This window comes from Parasynechococcus marenigrum WH 8102 (assembly GCF_000195975.1).
In the GTDB taxonomy this organism is placed as follows: Bacteria; Cyanobacteriota; Cyanobacteriia; order PCC-6307; family Cyanobiaceae; genus Parasynechococcus; species Parasynechococcus marisnigri.
In genome coordinates, this window is sequence record NC_005070.1 from 1,232,545 (window position 1) to 1,252,519 (window position 19,975).

General features: G+C 61.2%; 18 protein-coding genes. 5 read left to right on the forward strand and 13 right to left on the reverse strand.

Annotation, left to right across the window (positions count from 1 at the left end; all coding sequences use genetic code 11):
• Nucleotides 1–10: 10 nt before the first annotated feature.
• Nucleotides 11–925, reverse strand: a complete 915-nt coding sequence (locus tag TX72_RS06210) for a branched-chain amino acid transaminase (RefSeq protein WP_011128103.1) — start codon at nucleotides 923–925, stop codon at nucleotides 11–13.
• A 64-nt stretch (nucleotides 926–989) separates the two neighbouring features.
• Between TX72_RS06210 and cobN the strand changes: the two genes are divergently transcribed.
• Nucleotides 990–4,718: a cobaltochelatase subunit CobN gene (gene cobN, locus TX72_RS06215; RefSeq protein WP_011128104.1), complete on the forward strand. Its 3,729-nt coding sequence runs from the start codon at nucleotides 990–992 to the stop codon at nucleotides 4,716–4,718.
• Here cobN and TX72_RS06220 read toward each other — a convergent pair.
• Genes TX72_RS06220 through TX72_RS06250 form a run of 7 tightly spaced genes read right to left on the reverse strand, consistent with a single transcriptional unit; the run spans nucleotide 4,708 to nucleotide 10,791 of the window.
• Nucleotides 4,708–5,262 carry a hypothetical protein gene (locus TX72_RS06220; RefSeq protein ID WP_011128105.1) on the reverse strand — a complete coding sequence of 185 codons (555 nt, stop codon included), beginning with the start codon at nucleotides 5,260–5,262 and terminating at the stop codon, nucleotides 4,708–4,710. The two genes, cobN and TX72_RS06220, sit on opposite strands and share 11 nt — an antisense overlap.
• Nucleotides 5,263–5,289: 27 nt before the next feature.
• A complete protein-coding gene (locus tag TX72_RS06225) occupies nucleotides 5,290–5,937 on the reverse strand; it encodes a PHP domain-containing protein (RefSeq protein WP_011128106.1) in 648 nt (215 codons plus the stop codon).
• A gap of 1 nt (nucleotide 5,938) precedes the next feature.
• The gene (hemJ, locus tag TX72_RS06230) at nucleotides 5,939–6,517 is read right to left on the reverse strand and encodes a protoporphyrinogen oxidase HemJ (RefSeq protein WP_011128107.1); all 579 of its coding nucleotides are present in this window, start codon (nucleotides 6,515–6,517) and stop codon (nucleotides 5,939–5,941) included.
• A gap of 35 nt (nucleotides 6,518–6,552) precedes the next feature.
• Nucleotides 6,553–8,040, reverse strand: coding sequence for a cryptochrome/photolyase family protein (locus TX72_RS06235; protein ID WP_011128108.1), 1,488 nt, complete (start codon nucleotides 8,038–8,040; stop codon nucleotides 6,553–6,555).
• The gene (locus TX72_RS06240) at nucleotides 8,041–8,328 is read right to left on the reverse strand and encodes a hypothetical protein (RefSeq protein ID WP_011128109.1); all 288 of its coding nucleotides are present in this window, start codon (nucleotides 8,326–8,328) and stop codon (nucleotides 8,041–8,043) included. It abuts the gene before it with no gap.
• Nucleotides 8,325–10,283, reverse strand: a complete 1,959-nt coding sequence (uvrC, locus tag TX72_RS06245) for an excinuclease ABC subunit UvrC (RefSeq protein WP_011128110.1) — start codon at nucleotides 10,281–10,283, stop codon at nucleotides 8,325–8,327. The genes TX72_RS06240 and uvrC overlap by 4 nt, the downstream gene beginning before the upstream one ends.
• A gap of 25 nt (nucleotides 10,284–10,308) precedes the next feature.
• A complete protein-coding gene (locus tag TX72_RS06250; RefSeq protein WP_011128111.1) occupies nucleotides 10,309–10,791 on the reverse strand; it encodes a flavin reductase family protein in 483 nt (160 codons plus the stop codon).
• Nucleotides 10,792–10,864: 73 nt separating this feature from the next.
• Between TX72_RS06250 and coaD the strand changes: the two genes are divergently transcribed.
• A complete protein-coding gene (gene coaD / locus TX72_RS06255) occupies nucleotides 10,865–11,356 on the forward strand; it encodes a pantetheine-phosphate adenylyltransferase (protein ID WP_011128112.1) in 492 nt (163 codons plus the stop codon).
• A gap of 1 nt (nucleotide 11,357) precedes the next feature.
• Nucleotides 11,358–12,287, forward strand: a complete 930-nt coding sequence (locus tag TX72_RS06260) for a coiled-coil domain-containing protein (RefSeq protein ID WP_011128113.1) — start codon at nucleotides 11,358–11,360, stop codon at nucleotides 12,285–12,287.
• Here the strand turns inward: TX72_RS06260 and dacB are convergent.
• The 5 genes from dacB to dapF are packed head-to-tail and all read right to left on the reverse strand — an operon-like array spanning nucleotide 12,232 to nucleotide 17,100.
• Nucleotides 12,232–13,548, reverse strand: coding sequence for a D-alanyl-D-alanine carboxypeptidase/D-alanyl-D-alanine endopeptidase (dacB, locus tag TX72_RS06265; protein WP_011128114.1), 1,317 nt, complete (start codon nucleotides 13,546–13,548; stop codon nucleotides 12,232–12,234). The two genes, TX72_RS06260 and dacB, sit on opposite strands and share 56 nt — an antisense overlap.
• Nucleotides 13,545–14,054, reverse strand: a complete 510-nt coding sequence (locus TX72_RS06270; RefSeq protein ID WP_011128115.1) for a DUF4330 domain-containing protein — start codon at nucleotides 14,052–14,054, stop codon at nucleotides 13,545–13,547. Before TX72_RS06270 ends, dacB begins: the two co-directional genes overlap by 4 nt.
• 57 nt (nucleotides 14,055–14,111) lie before the next feature.
• Complete coding sequence (locus tag TX72_RS06275; protein WP_011128116.1) at nucleotides 14,112–14,813, reverse strand: DUF1995 family protein; 702 nt, start codon at nucleotides 14,811–14,813, stop codon at nucleotides 14,112–14,114.
• A gap of 33 nt (nucleotides 14,814–14,846) precedes the next feature.
• Complete coding sequence (locus tag TX72_RS06280; protein ID WP_011128117.1) at nucleotides 14,847–16,019, reverse strand: cysteine desulfurase family protein; 1,173 nt, start codon at nucleotides 16,017–16,019, stop codon at nucleotides 14,847–14,849.
• Nucleotides 16,006–17,100 carry a diaminopimelate epimerase gene (gene dapF, locus TX72_RS06285; RefSeq protein WP_011128118.1) on the reverse strand — a complete coding sequence of 365 codons (1,095 nt, stop codon included), beginning with the start codon at nucleotides 17,098–17,100 and terminating at the stop codon, nucleotides 16,006–16,008. The genes TX72_RS06280 and dapF overlap by 14 nt, the downstream gene beginning before the upstream one ends.
• Before the next feature lie 9 nt (nucleotides 17,101–17,109).
• Between dapF and TX72_RS06290 the strand changes: the two genes are divergently transcribed.
• The gene (locus tag TX72_RS06290) at nucleotides 17,110–17,349 is read left to right on the forward strand and encodes an Hfq-related RNA-binding protein (protein ID WP_318655389.1); all 240 of its coding nucleotides are present in this window, start codon (nucleotides 17,110–17,112) and stop codon (nucleotides 17,347–17,349) included.
• Nucleotides 17,350–17,397: 48 nt separating this feature from the next.
• Nucleotides 17,398–19,971 carry a leucine--tRNA ligase gene (gene leuS, locus TX72_RS06295; RefSeq protein WP_011128119.1) on the forward strand — a complete coding sequence of 858 codons (2,574 nt, stop codon included), beginning with the start codon at nucleotides 17,398–17,400 and terminating at the stop codon, nucleotides 19,969–19,971.
• The last annotated feature ends 4 nt before the right edge of the window (nucleotides 19,972–19,975 follow it).

Genomic DNA, 19,975 nt, shown 5'->3' on the forward strand with positions numbered 1-19,975 from the left:
AATGCGAACCTCACGCGATAGGAATTCGGGTCACCCAGTGTTCATAGGCCGTATCTCGGCCTTCGGTGATCGACACCAACCGCGTCTTCAGTGCGGTCATCACCGGTCGATCCGTGTTCATCTGCGTTGATTCGATCTGGCGGATCGGAGTGATCTTCGCTGCCGTGCCGGTGAGGAAGACCTCATCGGCGATGAACAGCTCTGTTTTGTCCACAGGGCGTTCCACTACAGGAATCTGCATGGCCTTGGCCAGTTCGATCACGCTTGCCCGGGTGATGCCCTCAAGAATGTCCTGGTCAACGCCTGGCGTGATCAGTTGACCGTCACGAACCAGGAACAGATTCATGCCGCTGGCTTCGCTGATCTTGCCGCGACTGTTCAACAGCAGAGCTTCGTCGAATCCGCTCTGGACGGCCTCGGTCTTGGCCAGAGAACTGGTAATGTAGGCCCCTGAGATCTTGCCGCGCAGGGGGAGGGAACGGTCCTCCTGTCGCGTCCAACTGCTGATGCGGCAACTGACGCCGTCCGGTGAGAGGTAATCCCCCAGCGGCAACCCGTAAATCAGGAAGTCGGTCTCGATGTCGTGCAACCGCGGCGCGATGCCGAGATCACTGGTGTAAACAAACGGTCGCAGATAAATGGGTTGCTGCGGTTTGTTCGCCTGCAGCATCGCCGTCAACGCTTCGAGAATCGTTGCTTCGCTCAGATCAGTGAGCAGCAACCGTGCGCTTCGGCTCAACCGCCGTGCATGGCGATCGGCACGAAACAACAGCATCGATCCGCTGCTCTGCGGATCAGGAATGGCGCGCATGCCGCCGAACGCACCTGTGCCGTAATGCAGGGCATGGGTTGCGATGGAGATCCTGGCCTCCTCGAAAGGCACGCACTGACCCTGAAACCAGGCGTAGGGCAGGAACTGATGCATCGCTGGGGGAAACCCGATTGTTGAATCTTCTCACCACCGGCTGCCGCGCAAGGAGAATGAGGCCATGCATCGTCTTGCCAGTTGCCCGGGCATTGATCCTCCCGAGGATTTGGTGCTCGTTGAGCAACCCCCGGCGGATGTTCTGCTTCTCTCCAGTGCAGGGACCGACCTCAGCTGCCTTGAAGCAGTGGTGCAGGCCTCCCCGGATTGGAACAGCCGAATCAGGGCTCTCCATCTCGACAACCTCAGTCATCCGGCCCAGCTCGACCACTACCTCGCTTCCACCGCGACCCAGGCTCGTTTGATCGTGGTGCGCCTGCTCGGCAGCCGCGGCCACTGGAGTTATGGGTTGGAGCAGCTCCAGCGCTGGAGTGAAGAAGTCGCCGATCGGCAATTGCTGGTGCTGGCGGGAACGGTTGATCAGCAGGGGGATCTACGTGGGATCGGCACCGTGGTGCCCGCACTTGCGGATCGTCTTGCGGCCCTGCTGCGGGAAGGGGGCGAGACCAACATGGCCAGGCTGCTCGATGCCATTCAGGCACTGCTAGACGGAACGCCACCGGACAGCGAGGAGATCGAGGTGGCACCCCTGGCCGATCCCTTCCCCTGGGACTGGCAGGACGATCCTGGTGCCACCGTTGGAGTGGTTCTCTACCGCGCCCAGTTACAGGCCGGGGACACCGCTCTTGCGCAGCACCTGAATCAAGCCCTGCGGGAGCGTGGCCTTCGGCCTCGCCTGATCTGGGTGAGCAGCCTGAGGGACCCTGCCGTCCAGGCCGGAGTCCTCGATCTGCTCCGCAGCCAGGGCGCTCAGGTGGTGATCTCCGGAACGGCCTTCGCCTCCGTCACCACGGAGCAAGCCGGCCTCGGCAGTGCCCTTTGGGACAGCCTGGACCGACCGGTGCTGCAGCTGCTGACCGCCGGCACCAGCCGGGAGCGTTGGCAGCAGTCCAGCCGTGGCCTGGAACCCCTGGACCTGTCGCTGCAGGTGGTGATGCCTGAACTGGACGCCCGGGTCACCACCCGCCCATGCGCATTCCGGCAGGCACGCCCCCCCCTCAGCGGTCTCGCTACGGCGATCACGACGCAGCAACCGGATCGGGACGGCATCAACTGGCTGGTGGAGCACGCAGCCTGCTGGATTGATCTCCAGGACACACCTGCCAAGCATCGGCGGATGGCCATGGTGTTGGCCAACTATCCGGTGCGGGATGGGCGTGTGGCCAACGGGGTTGGGCTGGATACTCCGGCCAGCGTGGTCAACATCATCGGTTGGCTGGCCGACGCGGGTTATCAACTCGGCGAGCACCCCATACCCTCCAATGGCGATCGATTGATTGCGTCGTTGCTGGCGGGACGCACCAACTCAGCCGAGGGCCGTTACCGCCCCCCCCTTGATCACCTGCCGCTGGAGACCTACCAAGCCTGGTGGGACACCATTCCAAGCGAGGCCAAAGCACGGATCGTCAGCCGCTGGGGAGAGCCGCAGCAGGCCTGTGATCTCGATGGGGAGCGTGGGTTTGCCATTCATGGTTTGCGCTATGGCCATCTGGTGGTGCTGCTGCAGCCGGATCGGGGCTATGACCCGGATCAGATCGCTGATCTGCATTCGCCGGACCTGCCGCCACCGCACCGCTACTTGGCTCAGTACCTGTGGTTGCGAGAGGTCCATGGCAGCCAGGTGATGGTGCATGTGGGCAAGCACGGCAGTGCTGAATGGTTGCCGGGCAAAGGGGTGGGTCTCAGTGCGGCCTGTGGCCCCAATCTCGCCCTTGGTGCCTTGCCGCATCTCTACCCCTTCATCGTCAACGACCCAGGGGAGGGATCCCAGGCCAAACGCCGGGGCCATGCGGTGGTGCTGGATCACCTCACCCCACCCTTAGGCCGCGCCGGTCTGCACGGAGGCCTTCAGAAACTTGAGGGACTGCTGGATGAACTGGTGGAGGCCCGACAGCTCGGTGGTGAGCGCACCCAGGTGTTGGAAACCCAGGTGCTCAGCACCCTTCAGGATCTGGACTGGCCAGAGATCCCGAGCCGACGAGAGCTGAAGAAGAACCCGGACCGACTCAACAGTTGTCTTGACCAGGCGGAAACCTATCTCTGCGAGTTGAAGGAGTCGCAGATCCGCACGGGTCTGCATCGCTATGGCCAGTGCCCAGACGACGCTGCCATGACTGAGCTGCTGATGGCCTTGGCGCGTCCACCGTTGCAGGGTCAGCCTGGCCTGACGCAATTGATGGCCCGGGAAGCTGGCTTGGAATTCGACCCCTGGTCTCAGGACGACGGAGAGTCCCTCGATCCAGCCGACCGCGCGCGATTGGCAGCGCTCGGTTGCCAGCGCTGCCGCCGGGTGGGGGATGGCAGCGCGTGGTTGGAGCAGCAGGGCTTGTTGATCCTCAGACAGCTCGTGCTCCACGAGCAGGCCGTGGATCTGGCAACACCGTTTCGATCACTGGTGGAGACATCAGCGCCCCTGAGGCAACGCTGCCTGGAGCTGTGGAAACGCTTGCAGGCTTGTGACGAGGCAGAACGTCAGGGACTGATGCGGGGTCTGGAGGGCCGCCGCATCGCTGCTGGTCCCTCTGGGGCCCCCAGTCGTGGCCGGCCGGATGTGCTGCCCACCGGTCGTAATTTCTATTCCGTGGATCTCCGTGGGCTGCCGACGGAGGCGGCATGGGACCTTGGCCGCCGCTCCGCCGAACGCTTGCTGGATCTGCATCTTCAGGATGAAGGTGAACCCCTGCGCCACCTGGCTCTTTCGGTTTGGGGGACCGCCACGATGCGCAATGGCGGTGAAGATATCGCCCAGCTGCTGGCGCTGATCGGCGTCCGCCCCGTCTGGGATGGCCCCAGCAGGCGTCTGGTGGATCTAGAGGTGATCCCTGCCGATCTCCTGGGGCGACCTCGGGTGGATGTGGTGTTGCGGATCTCCGGTTTGTTCCGGGATGCGTTCCCGCAGCTGGTGAGCTGGGTGAACCAGGCACAACAGATGGTGGCCTTGCTGGAGGAACCAGAGGAGATCAACCCTCTGGCCAGCCTCACCCGTCGTGATGGCCCACAAGGACGAATCTATGGATCCGCCCCCGGCGCCTATGGCGCTGGGTTGCAGGCCTTGATCGACAGTGGTGCATGGGAGTCGCGCAGGGATCTGGGTGAGGCCTTTCTGTGCTGGAGCCAGTGGCGCTACGACGGTTCAGCGGAGCCCGTTGCCGATCGCTCCGGTCTGGAGCAGGCCCTGTCGTCTGTTCAGGTTGTGCTCCACAACCAGGACAACCGCGAGCATGATCTGCTCGATTCCGACGATTACTACCAGTTTCACGGTGGCCTCAGTGCTGCAGCCGAGCAGGTGTCCGGTCAGCGTCCCCAGTTGTGGTTCGGTGATCATTCACGCCGCGAGCGCCCCCGACTGCATCGGCTTGAGAAGGAACTGGACAAGGTGATGCGCAGCCGCATGCTCAATCCCCGTTGGATCGAAGGGATGCAGCAACACGGGTACAAGGGTGCGTTTGAGATGGGGGCGAGCCTGGATTACCTGTTCGCCTACGACGCGGCAACCGACCGCGTCCCGGACTGGTGCTACGGAGCGGTGTGCGATCGCTGGCTGGCGGATCCCGTGAACCAGACCTTTCTCAGCGATCGCAACCCCTGGGTACTGCGGGACATGTCAGAACGACTGCTCGAAGCGTCCAATCGAGGTCTATGGACGGGCGCCAGAGAGAGTCAACTTGCTTTGCTGAAGGAATTGATCAGCAGCAGTGAAGCAAGGATCGAACGCGGTGCCCTTACTTGTTGAGGTCCCGAACCATCTGGCGGAAGGGATCGATGGACCCTGGCTTGGATGAAGCTGCAGCCTGGCCGACCTTGGCTTGGGGGGGTTCCTCCGCTTTGAGGATCTCCTTACGAGCGACGGGTGCCGCGTTCGCGGCAGCTGGCGTGTTCACGGATGTCACGGCCGTGCCGCGCAGCCGCTTGTTCATCTCTTCAGTGGTGACCTGTTCGGCGAAGGTTTTCTTCACGGGCTTGGGAATGCCCGCCGTCAGATCAATCGACTCCTCCTTCGTCACCCTGTCGCCAAGACCTTCACTGCGAATATCCACGGATTCGGTTTCCGCGGCCACCGTCATGATCTGTTCCTTCGTGCCGGGGCTGTCGACGGTGCCTGGGAAGGTGCGGCGAATCGTCTTTGACTCGCGCATGTAATTCACATCTCCCAGGGAGGAGGAGGAATCAGCATCCAGGAAGAATTCGGCCGGCTTCGCCTTGGCTGGCTTGCGTGGCTTGATCGTGTTGTCGGAATCCTGCGAGTCCTTTTTCAGCAGACGATCAAAGAAGCCCATGTCGACCGGAACTGAGATGGGATGAACTTAGCGGCCACCAAGGTCGATTCCGTGACTGTCGGTGCCACACGTACGCAAAAGGCCAAGGTTGGCAAGTTGGCGGTCGATGGCTTCACAGATCATTGGGCTGGGTGCCCACACCGTCTGCATGTCGTAGTCGTACCAGGCTTCACCACCGTCAAAACCGAGTCGAGCGGCCTCATCGATCAGCACGTCATGGCCCAGTCGATAGCGGGCTGGATGAGCCAGAACAGCCAGGCCCCCTGCGGTGTGAATCGCCTTAACCACCGCGTCAGCCCGTAGGGCCTCTCCCACCACGGAGTCGCCCCGGTTGTAGGGCTCCAGGGCCGCATGCCCTGGTTCAAACCCCAGTGCCAGCACATGAACAAGGCATCCCTTGAGCAGGCAGCTGATCTCCATACCGGTCCACAACGTCGGCACCACGGCCCCCGCATCCCGTTGTGCCTGGAGCCAATCCGCCATCGGTTGAAAGGCCCGTGCGCTGTGGTGATCGGTCACAGCCAGATGGGAGAGCCCACGCTCTGATGCCTGGCGGATCAGCTCAAGGGGCTCCAGGCTGCCGTCACTGCAGATCGTGTGGCAGTGGAAGTTGAAGGAGCCCGGGCAACTATCGGGACCGACATCAGCCAGAACGGAACGGAGTGGATGGCTCATCTCAGCTTCCTGTGACGGCCTGGGCTTCCGCCCGCAGGCGTCGCCAGCGGGCATAGAACTGAATGGACGCTGCCATGAACACCACCAACGCCACGATGAACCACGTGGCGGCACCGGTCGGGAACTGGCTTTTGAACACCACCAGCATCACCACAATCACCAACAGCAGCGTCGGCAGTTCATTGAGTGCCCGCAGCTGCTTTCCGCTCAATCGACAGGTTCCCGCCTGCAGCTGCCCCATGAGTCGATAACAAGCCACGTGATAGGCCAGAAGACCGGCCACGAAGCCCAACTTGGCGTGCATCCAACCCTGCTGCAGCCAACTTGGCTGGGCCACCAACAGGCCGATGGCCATGGACACTGCCACCACCATCCCCGGCGTCGTGATGATGTTGGCAAGGCGTTTCTCCATCAGGCTGTACTGATCGCGGAATGGCTGCTGCAGATCCTCTGCCAGCTCAGCCGTTTCGACGTGATAGATGAACAGCCGCACCAGGTAGAACAATCCGGCGAACCAGACGACGACACCAACGATGTGAAGCGTCTTGAACCAGAGGTAGGCCTCAGGTGGGAGGGTCATCAGTGCAACCGCATTGGTGCGACCTTACGCAGGTCTCAGGTGAGGCCGTCAAGAAAATCAGCCGCCTTGCGCTGATGCGTCAACAGTGTTTCCAGCGCCATCCTGTCGAGGTTCCGAGCCATCATCGCCAGCCGGAACTGACTCCTGAAAAAGGTTTCGTGGCGTCGAATGAAACTCCAGAAAAGCCCGTCCCACACTTCACACCACGCACCTTTCCGATAGTCCGACATCTTGCGGACGTAGTTCGAGCCGGACACGTAGGGCTTTGTGGTGAAGATGCCGCCATCGGCGAACTGACTCATGCCGTAGACGTTGGGCACCATCACCCAGTCGTAGGCATCAACAAACAGTTCCATAAACCAGCTGTACACCCGCGTGGGATGAAAGCCACACAGCAGCATCACGTTGCCCAGCAGCATCAACCGTTCGATGTGGTGGCAATAACCCGTGTCCAAGGCATGGCTGATGGCGTCATCAATCGGGGGTAAACCCGTGCTTCCGGTGTAGAAGGCTTCGGGAATCGGGCGATCCTCCACCTCCCAGAAATTGCCATTGCGCATGGTCACCCCATGGCGTCGATACATGGCAGCCATGAATTCGCGCCAGCCAATGATTTGGCGGATGAAGCCCTCAAGTGAGTTGAGCGGCACATCACCAACCTCCGCACGGGCCAGGGTCCGATCCAGCACCTGCTGAGGCGTCAGCAGACCAATGTTCAGCATCGGTGTGAGCACGCCATGCCACATCACCTGATGCTGCGTGCTGATGGCGTCTTCATAGGCCCCGAACTGAACCAGGCGTTCGTCAAGGAAATTGTCGAGCCAGCGGGAGGCTTCCTTGTGGTCAATGGGGTAGTAAAAGCCATCCAGCTTGCCGACCCCGGGCAAATTCTCCTGCGCCAATTGCTGTCGTGATGTGTTCACCACAGTCGATGGCGTGGCGACGGGTATCGGAGGAACGCTGATGTCTTTGGGCAGTTTCTTGCGGTTGTCAGCATCAAAACTCCATCGGCCGCCAACGGGTCGCCCCTCCGCGTCCATGAGCACCCCCAGCCGGGTGCGCTGCATCTCGTAGAACTTGGCCATCAAGGGCTTTTTGCCCGTCCCAAAGTGCTTCTCGAGCACGTCAGCGGGGGTTAACAACATCGGTGTCGGCAGCACGGATACCCGCAGAGCGACACTCTCAGCGAAGGCGTTCAACCGACGTTCAAGCCAGTGATCCACCAGGTCAACGAGGTGAACATGGCGATATCCAGCGGAATGCAACAGCTGCAGGTGGCCCTGGGTGTCTGGTGCAGCGTCATGGCGCTGATGAATCACGTTGAAGCCACGACCTCGTAGCTGTTCGGCGTAGACAGTCATCGAGGCTCGGTGCAGGAGCCGGCGCTGGTGATGCATCCGCAGGGGCCACTGCGGATCAGTTCCGAACAGCAACGGGTCTTCGATCAGGGCCACGGTGCGACCGGCCTGAATCGCGGGGTGATCAGCAAACAGTTGATGGGGAAAGACCAGGGTGATGTCCACTCAGCCCGCCTCCCCCGCCAGACGGCAGGCCCGTCGTCCAACGGCCGTGGCATAGCTGCGGTCCACCTGCCCGGCAAACGGGCTCAGCACGCCGGCACGGCAATCCATCACCACCTTCTCCCTGTGACCCTGCTGGTCGTTTAGCCGCAGGATCAGCTGCCAGTGATTCTTGGCACTGCGGGTGATGTCATCGGCGCAGACCGGGCCGGTGCACAGTCCTGGTGACGCCAGAACCGGTCTCCCAAGGAGTCCGAACAAGCAGCACAACAACAGCAGACAACGGATCATGCGGTGTGTGCACGGGGCTCTTCTGAGCATTCATCCTGCCCGGCTTCCTCAGCAGGGTGGAAAAACCCGTGGATGTCCCTGGCCAGAGCTGTTCCCACACCGGGGGCTTTGGAGAGCAAATCCACGGAAGCCATCTGAATCGCATCGATGGAATGGAAGTGCGCCAGCAGATCCTTCACCCGTTTGGGACCAACCCCTGGGATGTCGGAGAGGCGTGAACGCTTCATTCGCTCACCACGTTGTTGCCGGTGGAAGCTCACCGCGAATCGATGGGCTTCGTCCCGCAGGCGACGCAGCAAGGCCACGCCGAGTTGATCCGGCTCACTCTCCAGTGGCTGACTTTCGCCGGGGAGGAACACCTCCTCCCGCTGTTTGGCCAACGAGCAGACGTTGAGGTCCTCGTGCAGATCGAGTTCCCGCAGGGCCTCCATCACCGCAGAGAGTTGTCCTTTGCCGCCATCGATCATCACCACATCCGGCCAGTCGTTGAGGCCGTCGGTCTGCAGGGCACTGCCACCTTTGTGGCGCAGGGCACCCACATCGACACCATCAGCCTTGGCGCGGGCCCAACGACGAAAGCGCCGGCGCATGATCTCGGCCATGGCCATGAAGTCATCGCTGTGGCCGGACTGGATGCTGCTGCTGCGGATCTTGTATTTGCGGTAGTGCTGCTTGGCGGGCAGGCCATCGATAAACACCACCTGAGAGGCCACGGCATCGCTGCCCTGAATGTGACTGATGTCGTATCCCTCGATCCGTCGCGGCGGCGTCGGCATCTCCAACAGCTGAGCCAGATCCTCGGTGGCTAGCGCTTGCTGCTCCTGCCCCTGCTTGGCCCGCAGCAGTTCGAATTCCGCGTTCCGCTGAACCAGTTCGATTAGGTCTGCCTTCTGACGCTGTTTTGGGCAGTGGATCTGCACCTTGCGTTCCCGTTGCTCCGTCAGCCAGTCCTCAAGAAGCTGCTGTTGCGGAAGAGCGTGTTGCACCAACAACTCCGGCGGCACTTCAACCGCATCGACCTGGGAGTAGTGCTCTTCAATCACCCGTTGCAGAATCAGACCCGGTGCCAGAGCTGAAGCATCGGCGGTGTAACCAAGCCGCCCCACAAGTTTTCCGGCGCGCATCTGGAACAGCTGCACAGCGGCCAGACGGTCGTCGCAGGCGAGGGCCAGCACATCCCGACTGACGCTGGAGTCTGGAAGACTCATCTTCTGATCAGCCGTCAACTGGTCGAGCCCCTGGAGCTGGTCGCGGACCCGGGCAGCGGATTCAAAATCAAGACGTTCGGCGTAGCGGTTCATCTGCTCGTCGAGCAGACGCTGCAGTTCATCGCTGCGCCCTTGAAACACCATGGCCACCTTGCGCAGGGTTCGGTGGTAGTCCTCAGAGGTGATCTTTTCCTGGCAAACCCCTGGGCAGCGACCAATGCTGTAGTTAAGGCAAGTGCGGTCGGGGTGCAACGGTCGCGGTCGCTGTCGCAGCGGGAAGACCCTCTTCACCAGAAACAAGGTGCGCCGCAACAGTCCGACGTCGACGTAGGGCCCGTAAAAGCGATCGAGGGGGCTGCGGAATCGGCGCCGTCGCGTGATGAAGATGCGGGGATAGGCCTCGCTCCAGGTGATGCAGAGGTAGGGGTATTTCTTGTCGTCCTTCAGCAGCACATTGAAGTGCGGCTGATGGTTCTTGATCAGGTTGGATTCAAGGGCCAGAGCCTCCGCTTCGCTGTCGGTCACGATGAATTCGATCTCACAGACCTGTCGCGTCATCAGCCGGATGCGCGGCGACAGATCATGCCGACTTCGGAAGTAGCTGCGGACACGGCTGCGCAGCGATTTCGACTTGCCGACATAGAGGATCCTGTCCTCTCCGTCGCGCATCAGGTAGCAACCAGGCTCCGGCGGAATCTCCTTCAGCCGACGCTCAAGCACTTCCGGCTGCGTGAGCAGCGGCGGCATGGTCAGGGAGTCAGCCAACGATCGCTCAACCGCCGTAGTTCCATCCGGTGCTGGCCATGGTCAAAGCTTCACCGTCCTCCAGCAATTGAGCGGTTTTGACCTCACCAACGAACACCGTGTGATCACCGTGCTGGATCTGACCCACCAGCTCACACTCGACGCCGCCGATCACCCCATCCAGCAGGGGCAGCCCAAGGGGACCGTCCTGGAACGGTGCTGCATCAAAGCGACCTCCGAGTCCTTTCTGGGGCTTGAAAAACACCGCAGCCAGATCTTTTTGATCGGCTTTCAGCATGTTGAGAGAGAACCGTTTGGTGCGTTCAATGATTCCGTGGCTGGTGCTGTCAGCCCGCACGCCCATCACCACCAAGGGTGGCTCAAAGGACCCCTGGGTCACCCAGCTGGCGGTAAAGCCATTCACCTCATCGCCCTCACGGACACCGCAGACGAACAGGCCGTGGGGAATCTTGCGCAACAGCACCTTCTTGGCGTCGACGTCGAGGCTCATCGGTCATCCAGCGTTGCGGGAAATCTAGAGATCAAACCACTGCATAAGATCCCTTTAGTCCAGGGTTCTGCGGATGAGGGCGCTCTACCCGGGAAGTTTTGATCCTTTGACCAATGGCCACATGGATCTGATCGAGCGGGCAGTCGCCCTGTTCGGGCAGGTCACTGTTGCCGTGCTGTCGAATCCCAACAAAAAACCCGCCTTCAGCGTCGATCAGCGCATCGGTCAGATTCAATGCGCGACCCGTCACCTGAACGGCATTGACGTGGTCAGCTTTGACGGCTTGACCGTGCATTGCGCCGTCACCCATCAAGCCGATCTCATCCTGCGTGGACTGCGAGCGATGAGCGACTTCGAATACGAGCTACAGATTGCCCACACCAATCGATCACTGGCCGAAGATTTGGAGACGGTCTTCCTCGCGACATCGACCCGTCACAGCTTCCTCAGCAGCTCTGTCGTGAAAGAGGTGGCCCGTTTCGGCGGCCCTGTGGATCACATGGTCCCCAAGGAGGTGGCCAAGGACCTGAACAGGCTCTTTAATTCGACTTTCCCACCCCGGTGACATGAGCGACGCTCGCCTCGCTGTCCTCGACCATCTGGATCAGCTGGAGGATGTCCTTCTCGAGGGAAGTCGTATTCCATTCAGTGGCGGGCGTCTGGTCAACGAGGGTGATGCCGTCGAAGTGCTCGACGCAGTGCGCGAGACCCTTCCGAAGGAGTTCGAACGCGCCGCCCAGTTGCTGGAGCGACGTGACGAATTCATTAATACGGCAAAGCAGCAGGCGGAAGAGATCGTTCAGCAGGCCAAACGGCAGCACGAGCAGTTGGTCAGCACCGCCTCGGTCCGACAGGAGGCGGAGCGTCAGGTGCTGGAGCTGCGCGAACAGACACGCCAGCAATGCGAGCAACTGCTGCAGTCGACTCGAAAGCAGGGTGCCCAGCTTGAGCAGGAGATGCAAAGCAAGCTGGCGCAGCAGGAGCAACAGTTCGCGGCACGCCGTCAGCAGTTGGAACAGGAGGCTCAGCAGCGCCGTCAACAGTTTGAGCAAGACGCTGCCGAGATCAAGCGTCAACATGCCGAGCAGCATGAAGCCAGCCGCCAGCAGGCCCTGCAGGAGTTGGAGACCATTCGACGCGAGGTTCTGCGCTTGCAGAGTGAGAGCCGTGAGGAAGCCGAGCGGCTGCACAACGATGCCTTGCAGTTCCGGCAACAGACCCAGCTACAATGTGAGGGCCTGATTCAACGCAGCCGTAAGGAGGCTGCTGCTGTTCAGGATGGAGCCAACCGATATGCGGAACAGACCCTGGGTGAACTGGAAGTTCGACTCAAGGAGATGGCTCAAGTGGTGATGGCCGGCCGCCAGGAACTGGTCAAGATTCAGACCATCAGCAGTGATGGCCCGACAGTTGACGACATCGAGGGCAAAGCCGTGCCGATCAGCCGTGGTCGTCGGGCCGCATCCCGACTGCGTTCCATGAAGGGCACCGGCTGATCCGCTGGACAGCGAGCAGCACGTCGCCCATGACACCCCGTGGGGATGCCGCGCCGTTAGCAATCATGCTGACGTAACGGGGCCCATTGGACGTCTCCAAGATTCCGCTGAGGGAATTCACACCCCGGAGGGTGCCGGTCTTCCCCCAGAACTGACCAGTGAGTGGGGTTCCGCGCTGGAAGCGCCAGAGAGTTCCACGTCGGCCCGCAATCGCCATTGATGCTTGGTAGAAGGCACCATATGGATGCTGCGCCATACGCCACAGCAGGGTCGACAACGTTCTGCTCGTGACTCGGTTGCCTCGGGAGAGGCCACTTCCATCCCTGATGCGAAGTCCCTGGATGGGAATGCCCTGAGCCTGCATCCAGCGCGTGTTGGCCAAAGAGGCCTCAGCCACATCCCAATTGTCTGCCGCCTCACGCATCAGCACTTCGGCGGTGAAGTTATGGCTCTCGGTGTTGGCCAGACTCAGCAGCCCATGCATCGGTGCTGACATCTCGCTGTGAATCACCACTGGGTCCTCTGCCTTGGTGCGAGAGAGAGCCGCTTCCCGTTGCTCGGGATTCACCCTCACCAACCGAAGTCTTCCCCCCTGTTGGCTGACTGTTGTCGACAACACCCGCTCCAGCCGTCGGGCAGGGTCCATCACCGCCATGTGCAGAGCATTGCTGGTGAGCGCGAGGCGGGTGATCGGTGCTCCGTAGGCGTAGCTGCGGTCGTCTGACGGCCAGTCGCTGGGCCACCAGCGCTGAGGTGGCTCCTCCCGCACCATCAGCTGCAGAGGAGTTCCAGCCGAATCTGATGAACGAGAACCACCACGGCCAAGGGCCACCATGGCGAAGCGTTGGATCTCGGCGATGCTGAGATCAGGATCGCCCTCACCGACGATCTCCAGACTGCCGTCTCCATGGCGCAGCAACTGGGTCTTCAGTCTGAAATCGGGCCCGAGGCGATCGAGAGCAAAGGCGGAACTGATCAGTTTCTGATTGGAAGCGGGAATCCTCGGCAGCCATCCGTTGATGTCCGCCAGCAGCTGGCCGCGCTCGTCAAGAACGCTGATGCTCCAGGGAGCTGTGCTGGAGCCAAGGGACCCCACCACCGCTCGCTGCAACGCCGGGCAAAGCGGACGTTGTGCAGGGCCAGGCAGTCCCTGACGGCTGTTAGGGGTAATGGGGTGCAGCAGGCGTTCGTTGCTATGGACCGCAGAGCTTGCGCTGAGCAGCACCAACGTCAGAGCCGGGATGATCCAACGCTGACTCATGGAATGGTCACGCCACTCACAAACCCATTCACGCGGTAGAGCCGTCCTTCGAGCTCCACGGGACTACCGATCTTGAGTTTGGTGCCACCGAAGACGACACCGGATGGTCCTGTCTCAGCCTCGGCCTTGAGGCGGAAGCGCGCATGTAGACCTCGCGCCGGGCTGGTGTCTTCAGCCTCGAGAACCGTTCCATTCGGAAGGAGCTGAGTCAGGGGGCGACTGATGTCTTCAACCGACATCAGCCCGACGCGACCTGCCGGCTGGTTGCGAATCACGATGCTGACGGTTCCTTCCTCACGAATGGCTTCCAACAACGCATCCGAATCGGCCACCTGCAGGTGACGCACGTCCACACTCACCTCAACCTGCTTGATAGAGCCCGTCGCACGGGCCACGGCGTTGGTCAATTTGGGCGACCAGACCACACCTGCCAACGCGACGACAGTTGCGGTGATCGCCAAGCCATCGACAAACGTGATGGAGCTGAGTGAGAACCGTCTCTGCATGGGACCACTGCTTCGTGACGAACCTTACGGAGAGCTTGTGGTCGGATCAAGCCATTGTCAGCTGCGCAGGCCGTCGATGAATCGATCCACGTTGCTGAGCTGTTGTTTGAGGCTGTCCGGATCTTCACCGGCCAAGAGAGCGGCGATCTGCTCAGGATCCGGTCGACTCTCCATCGACGCCAAGTGGCGGTACCCATCGTCATCCAGTCGGTAGAGGGACCAGTCGTCCGGGAACATTCGCATCAGTGCACCGCCCTCCAGCGGCTGAAGCCAATACGCCTGTTGCCAGGACGACACAAAGCCGCGACGCCGTTCGCGGGCCACACTGCCGATTCCCACAGCGGCATCCTCCAACCGGCCGTTGAGCATCACCATCGAGCCGCGATGCTCCTGACAAATGGCCATGAACTGCTCGTAATCCGAAGGTTGTGGACCGACTGCTAACACCACTCCATCGGCGCCTCCAGCAGCTGACCACTGGTTGAAATCAAGAATGCCGTCAGCAAAATCGGCTGCATCCCGGCGTGCCAGTGCGGCAGCCCCGGCATCCGGCCAGAGCAGTCGACAAGATGCATCCAGGGATCGAAGGCTTTGAAACAGCCGCAGGGCAACTGGAAGCACCCGCAGATTTTCAAAACGAAGGGTTGCGCCCCATCGAGCCCCTTTGCCCGAGGCGAGGGCTGCCTTGAGAGCGTTGAGCAGATCGGCTTCGGCCGTCTGCAAATCGGCGGGAAGGCTGGCCTTCTGGGCTTCAGGCACGTCTGCTGATCAATCAAATTTGGCTCCAGCCTCTCAGGTGCAGGCGTCAATCGCCCGGATCAACAAGGGTGGAACAGCGTCCAGATCGTCGTCGTTCAGCCAGGGACCAAGGCTGAAACGCAACAACGATTGCCTCCAGCTGGGCGCAACATTCATGGCGGTGAGCACGGCACTGTCTTGGGCATGACCGGAACGGCATGCGCTGCCGCTGCTGCAGGCCACACCCAGCCGCGATAGCTGCTGCACCAGTCGCCGACCCGCAAGGGGATGGCCCGCTCTGTCTGCGATCAGGCAAGCCAGGTGATGGGGCAGTCGCGGCTCTTCAGTGGCATTGATCACCGTCAGCGAGGGAATGGCTTCCAGCTTTGATTGCAATCGATCCCGCATGGAACGGATTTGAGGAGTGGACCCCGGCGGAGCCATCGATTGATGTGGATTGAACCGTGGAAGCTGTTGCAAGGCCACCGCAAGGCCTGCAATCAGTGCGACGGCTTCGGTACCGGCGCGATAACCCCCTTCCTGCCCCCCTCCTGTTAGCAGAGGTTGAGCCAGGACACCCTGGCGATGCAAGAGCACCCCAATCCCGCGTGGACCCTGCAATTTGTGGGAGGAGAAGCTGAGTAGATCGATGCAGGAGGTGGACCAGTCCATGAGCCCCTGGGGGATGAGCTGGGTGGCGTCGGTGTGGAACGGAATGCCCCGTTCTCTGCAGGCGCTGGCCACCAGCGGTATGGGTTGAACCGTGCCGACTTCGCTCTGCCCCCAGATCAAGGAAACCAACTGCGTTGGTGGTGCCAGCAACTGATCCAGCAGTTCCAACCGGATCCGACCGCTCCCATCCACAGGCCACCGCGCCACGGTCCACCCCAGTTGTGCGAGTTGGCCCGCTGCTCCCTCAACCGCGGGATGTTCCACCGCTGAAATCACAAGGCGCCCAGGTGGACAACCAGCGGCGACACCCTGAAGGGCGAGGTGGACCGATTCGGTGGCACCTGAGGTGAAGATCAGCTCATCCTCATCAGCACTCAGTTGTGCGGCGATGGTCTGTCGGGATCGAGCCAGCTGTTCAGCGGCCACCAGTCCGGTGCCATGAAGGCTGCTGGGGTTGCCCCAGGCCTCCCGCTGAACAGCATTGATGCACTCAATAACCGACGGCAACGGTGGGGTTGTGGCCGCTGCGTCGAGGTAGAGCTCAGAGGGTGTCACGCTCAAACCGAGCCCGAGTCCGTTGCTCGAGAGATTCACTGGCCAGATTCAGCATGGCGTCCAGTGAGGTGCTGTTGAGGAAGGCCTGAACCTGCTGCTGGGCAGCATCACGCAGACAGTTGTCCGGTTGTTGGCAGCTGTCCACACAATCACGGGAACAGTCGAAGGGCGCGTTGTCCGCGACATCTGGCGTCAACGGCTCTGCAACGAGTGACTCTCCAACCGGCATCAGGTCCGGTGACAACACCCCATCGAACACCGCCACGGCCGGACCCGTCATCAGAACAGCACCATGGCGTCCAGGCCAGGCAATCTGGAGTGGACCGCCGGGCAGCATCACCTCGGCATGGTCGTCAGCCAGTCCAAGCAGGACAGCAGCAACAAGGGTGGCGCAGGCACCTGTCCCACAGGCCAGCGTCGGTCCAGCACCGCGTTCCCACACACGGATCTCCAGACGGTTGCGGGCGTGCACCTGCAGGAAATGCACGTTGGTTTTGGCCGGGAACAGATGGTGAACCTCCAGGGCCGCCCCCCATGCGTCGAAGGGAATCGCGTTGAGGTCCTCCACCGGCACCACGACGTGGGGATTTCCCATCCCAACCGCTGCCACCTCCAGCGCTCGATCCGCAAGATCGGCCGATCCCCTCGCCAACCCGTCCACCAGCGGGAGAGTTGTGGGAATGCTTGAGGGTTCCAGGAAGGGAGCACCCATGTCGACGCGCAACTGACCATCGCTTTGCAGCTCCGGACGGATCAGGCCCGCCGGTGTTTCGATCGCCCAGCGTTTTCCAGGAGCGTCACCGTCGCTGTCGGCAAGAAAACGTGCCAGGCAGCGGATGCCATTGCCACACATCTCTGCCTCGCTGCCGTCGGCGTTGAAAATCCGCATGCGCAGATCACCCTGCCCCTGGGGCGGCAGCGCAAGAATCACGCCGTCACCACCGATTCCGAAGCGTCGGTCGCAGAGCTGCCTCACCCAGACGGGGTCCGGCTCAACGACCGATTGCGGCAACTGCCCTTGCCGCCCTTCCAGGATCAGGAAGTCATTGCCAAGTCCCTGATATTTGCTGAACTGCAGCATGGTGAGCTGATGGCAGATCCGAATCTTATGGAGACTGCGCCCCTCGATCCCAGTCTGCCTGGGGTCCGATTGCTTCAGTCCTGGATCAGAGAGCAGCTGGCCATCAGCGTTGATGTGATCGGTTCCGAGCGGATTGAAGGTCGACTCATCTGGCAGGACCCCGAGTTTCTGGCCATCGAGCGGAGCCCTGCCACTCGCCCCACATTGATCAGTCGCCGCCAGATCTCTGTGATCCGCGCTCTCGGTTGAAACCGCCGGATGTGACACGATCGCAACCTTGCCGACATCTTGTCGACCGTGAACAGCCGTTACTCGCCTGCGGACCTTGAACAACGCTGGCAGACGACCTGGCGATCAGAGGGGTTGGATGTCACTCCGGAGCCTGAAGACGGAAAGGGTTTCTACGCCCTGTCGATGTTTCCCTACCCCTCAGGGACCTTGCACATGGGCCATGTGCGCAATTACGTCATCACCGATGTGATCGCCCGCGTTCAACGGATGCGTGGCCACTCGGTGTTGCACCCGATGGGATGGGATGCCTTCGGTCTTCCCGCCGAAAATGCCGCGATAGAACGCAACGTTGATCCCGGCGATTGGACCGATCGCAACATCGATCAGATGCGATCGCAGCTGGATCGCCTCGGCTTGTCGATCGACTGGGACCGTGAGCAGGCCACCTGCCACAGCGATTACTACCGATGGACCCAGTGGTTGTTCCTGGAGCTCTTCGATGGCGGTCTGGCCTACCGGAAGAACGCAACGGTCAACTGGGATCCAGTCGATCAAACCGTTCTTGCCAACGAGCAGGTCGATGCCGACGGACGTTCCTGGCGATCCGGTGCACTGGTGGAACAGCGACAGTTAAATCAGTGGTTCCTGCGGATCACGCAGTACGCCGAAGCCCTGCTCAATGACCTCGATCAGCTGAGCGGATGGCCTGAGCGCGTTCGCACGATGCAGGCCAACTGGATCGGTCGTTCCGAGGGTGCTGAGATCCAGTTCAAGGTGTCCTCCGATTCCGACACAACCATCACAGTGTTCACCACAAGGCCAGACACCTTGGCTGGTGCCAGCTGCGTGGTGCTCGCCCCGGACCACCCGTTGGTGAACAGCCTGACGAGCCCGGATCAGCAGGATGTTGTGCAGGCCTTCCAGGCAGAGGTGGCTCGCCTCAGTGCCTTGGAGCGCACCAGTGATGACGCTCCCAAGCGTGGAGTCTTCACTGGCGCCACCGTCCTCAATCCACTCAACGGCAGGGCATTGCCGGTGTGGATCGCGGACTATGTGCTGGTGGATTACGGCACCGGCGCCGTGATGGGAGTCCCCGCCCATGACCAGCGGGACCGACGCTTTGCGCAGAGCTACGGGCTGGCCGTTCAGCAAGTGATTGAGGCCGAGGGGGCCGCCGCTGCGATCGCGGCCGGAGAGGCCTGGACGGATCCTGGAGTGCTGATTCATTCAGGAGACTTCGATGGTCTGAATTCCATCGAGGCCAAGGAGCGGATCACGCGCCACGGGGAGCAGCAGGGATGGGCAGTAGCGAAGGTCACCTATCGGCTGCGCGATTGGCTGATTTCAAGACAGCGCTACTGGGGCTGCCCGATTCCGATCATCCATTGCCCTAGCTGCGGTGCCGTTCCCGTGCCTCGCGAGGACCTACCCGTGGTACTCCCACGCGGCATTGATCTGTCAGGGAAAGGAGGCTCACCACTTGAGCAGCAGCAGGATTGGGTCAACGTCCCCTGTCCCTCCTGTGGCGAACCGGCCAAACGCGAAACCGACACGATGGACACCTTCATGTGTTCGTCCTGGTATTTCCTCCGTTTCGCGGATCCACACAACACGGAACAGCCGTTCAGCCGTGAAGCCGTGAATCGCTGGCTGCCGGTGCAGCAGTACGTCGGCGGCATTGAGCACGCCATTTTGCATCTGCTGTATTCCCGCTTTTTCACCAAGGCGTTGAAGGATCGGGGCTTGATCGATGTGGCTGAACCATTTGATCGTCTGCTGACCCAGGGAATGGTTCAGGGAACGACATATCGCAATCCCAGCACCGGCAAATACGTCGCCTCTGCGGATGTGTCGGACCCGGAGACACCGACCGATCCGACCAGCGGTGAACCTCTGGAGGTGTTATTCGAAAAGATGTCGAAGTCGAAGTACAACGGCGTCGACCCTGCGGCAGTGATCGATCGCTACGGCGCCGACACCGCTCGCATGTTCATTTTGTTCAAGGCACCGCCCGAGAAGGACCTCGAATGGGATGACTCTGACGTGGAAGGTCAATTCCGCTTCCTGCAGCGGATCTGGCGGCTGGTGGAGTCCGCCGACTCCCGTATCGACAGCCTCGAGCCAGAGGAGCGTCCCGAGCCGTTGGCCGACACCGACGCCAAGGTTCGTCGTGCCATCCACATCGCCATCGATGCGGTGAGTGAGGACCTGCAGGACGAGATTCAGTTGAACACCGCCATCTCGGAGCTGATGAAGCTCACCAATGCGATCACTTCCGTTGGTGTTGCGGAGTTGAGCACGTCAGTGCTGAAGGAAGCCCTCTCAACACTGCTTCGGCTTCTGGCACCCTTTGCTCCCCATCTTGCCGAAGAGCTTTGGCATCAGCTCGGGGGTACGTCCAGCGTGCATCGTGCCGGTTGGCCAGAACTGGACCCCAGTGCTTTGGTTCAGGATTCCGTGGACCTGGTGATTCAGATCAAGGGGAAGGTTCGGGGGACCATTCAGGTTCCCGCCGCCGCCGACAAAGAACAGCTTGAGGCCTTGGCACTGGCCAGTGAGATCGCTGCCAAATGGCTGGAGGGACACCCCCCCCGACGCGTGATTGTGGTGCCGGGGAAGTTGGTCAACCTGGTGCCCTGATCGG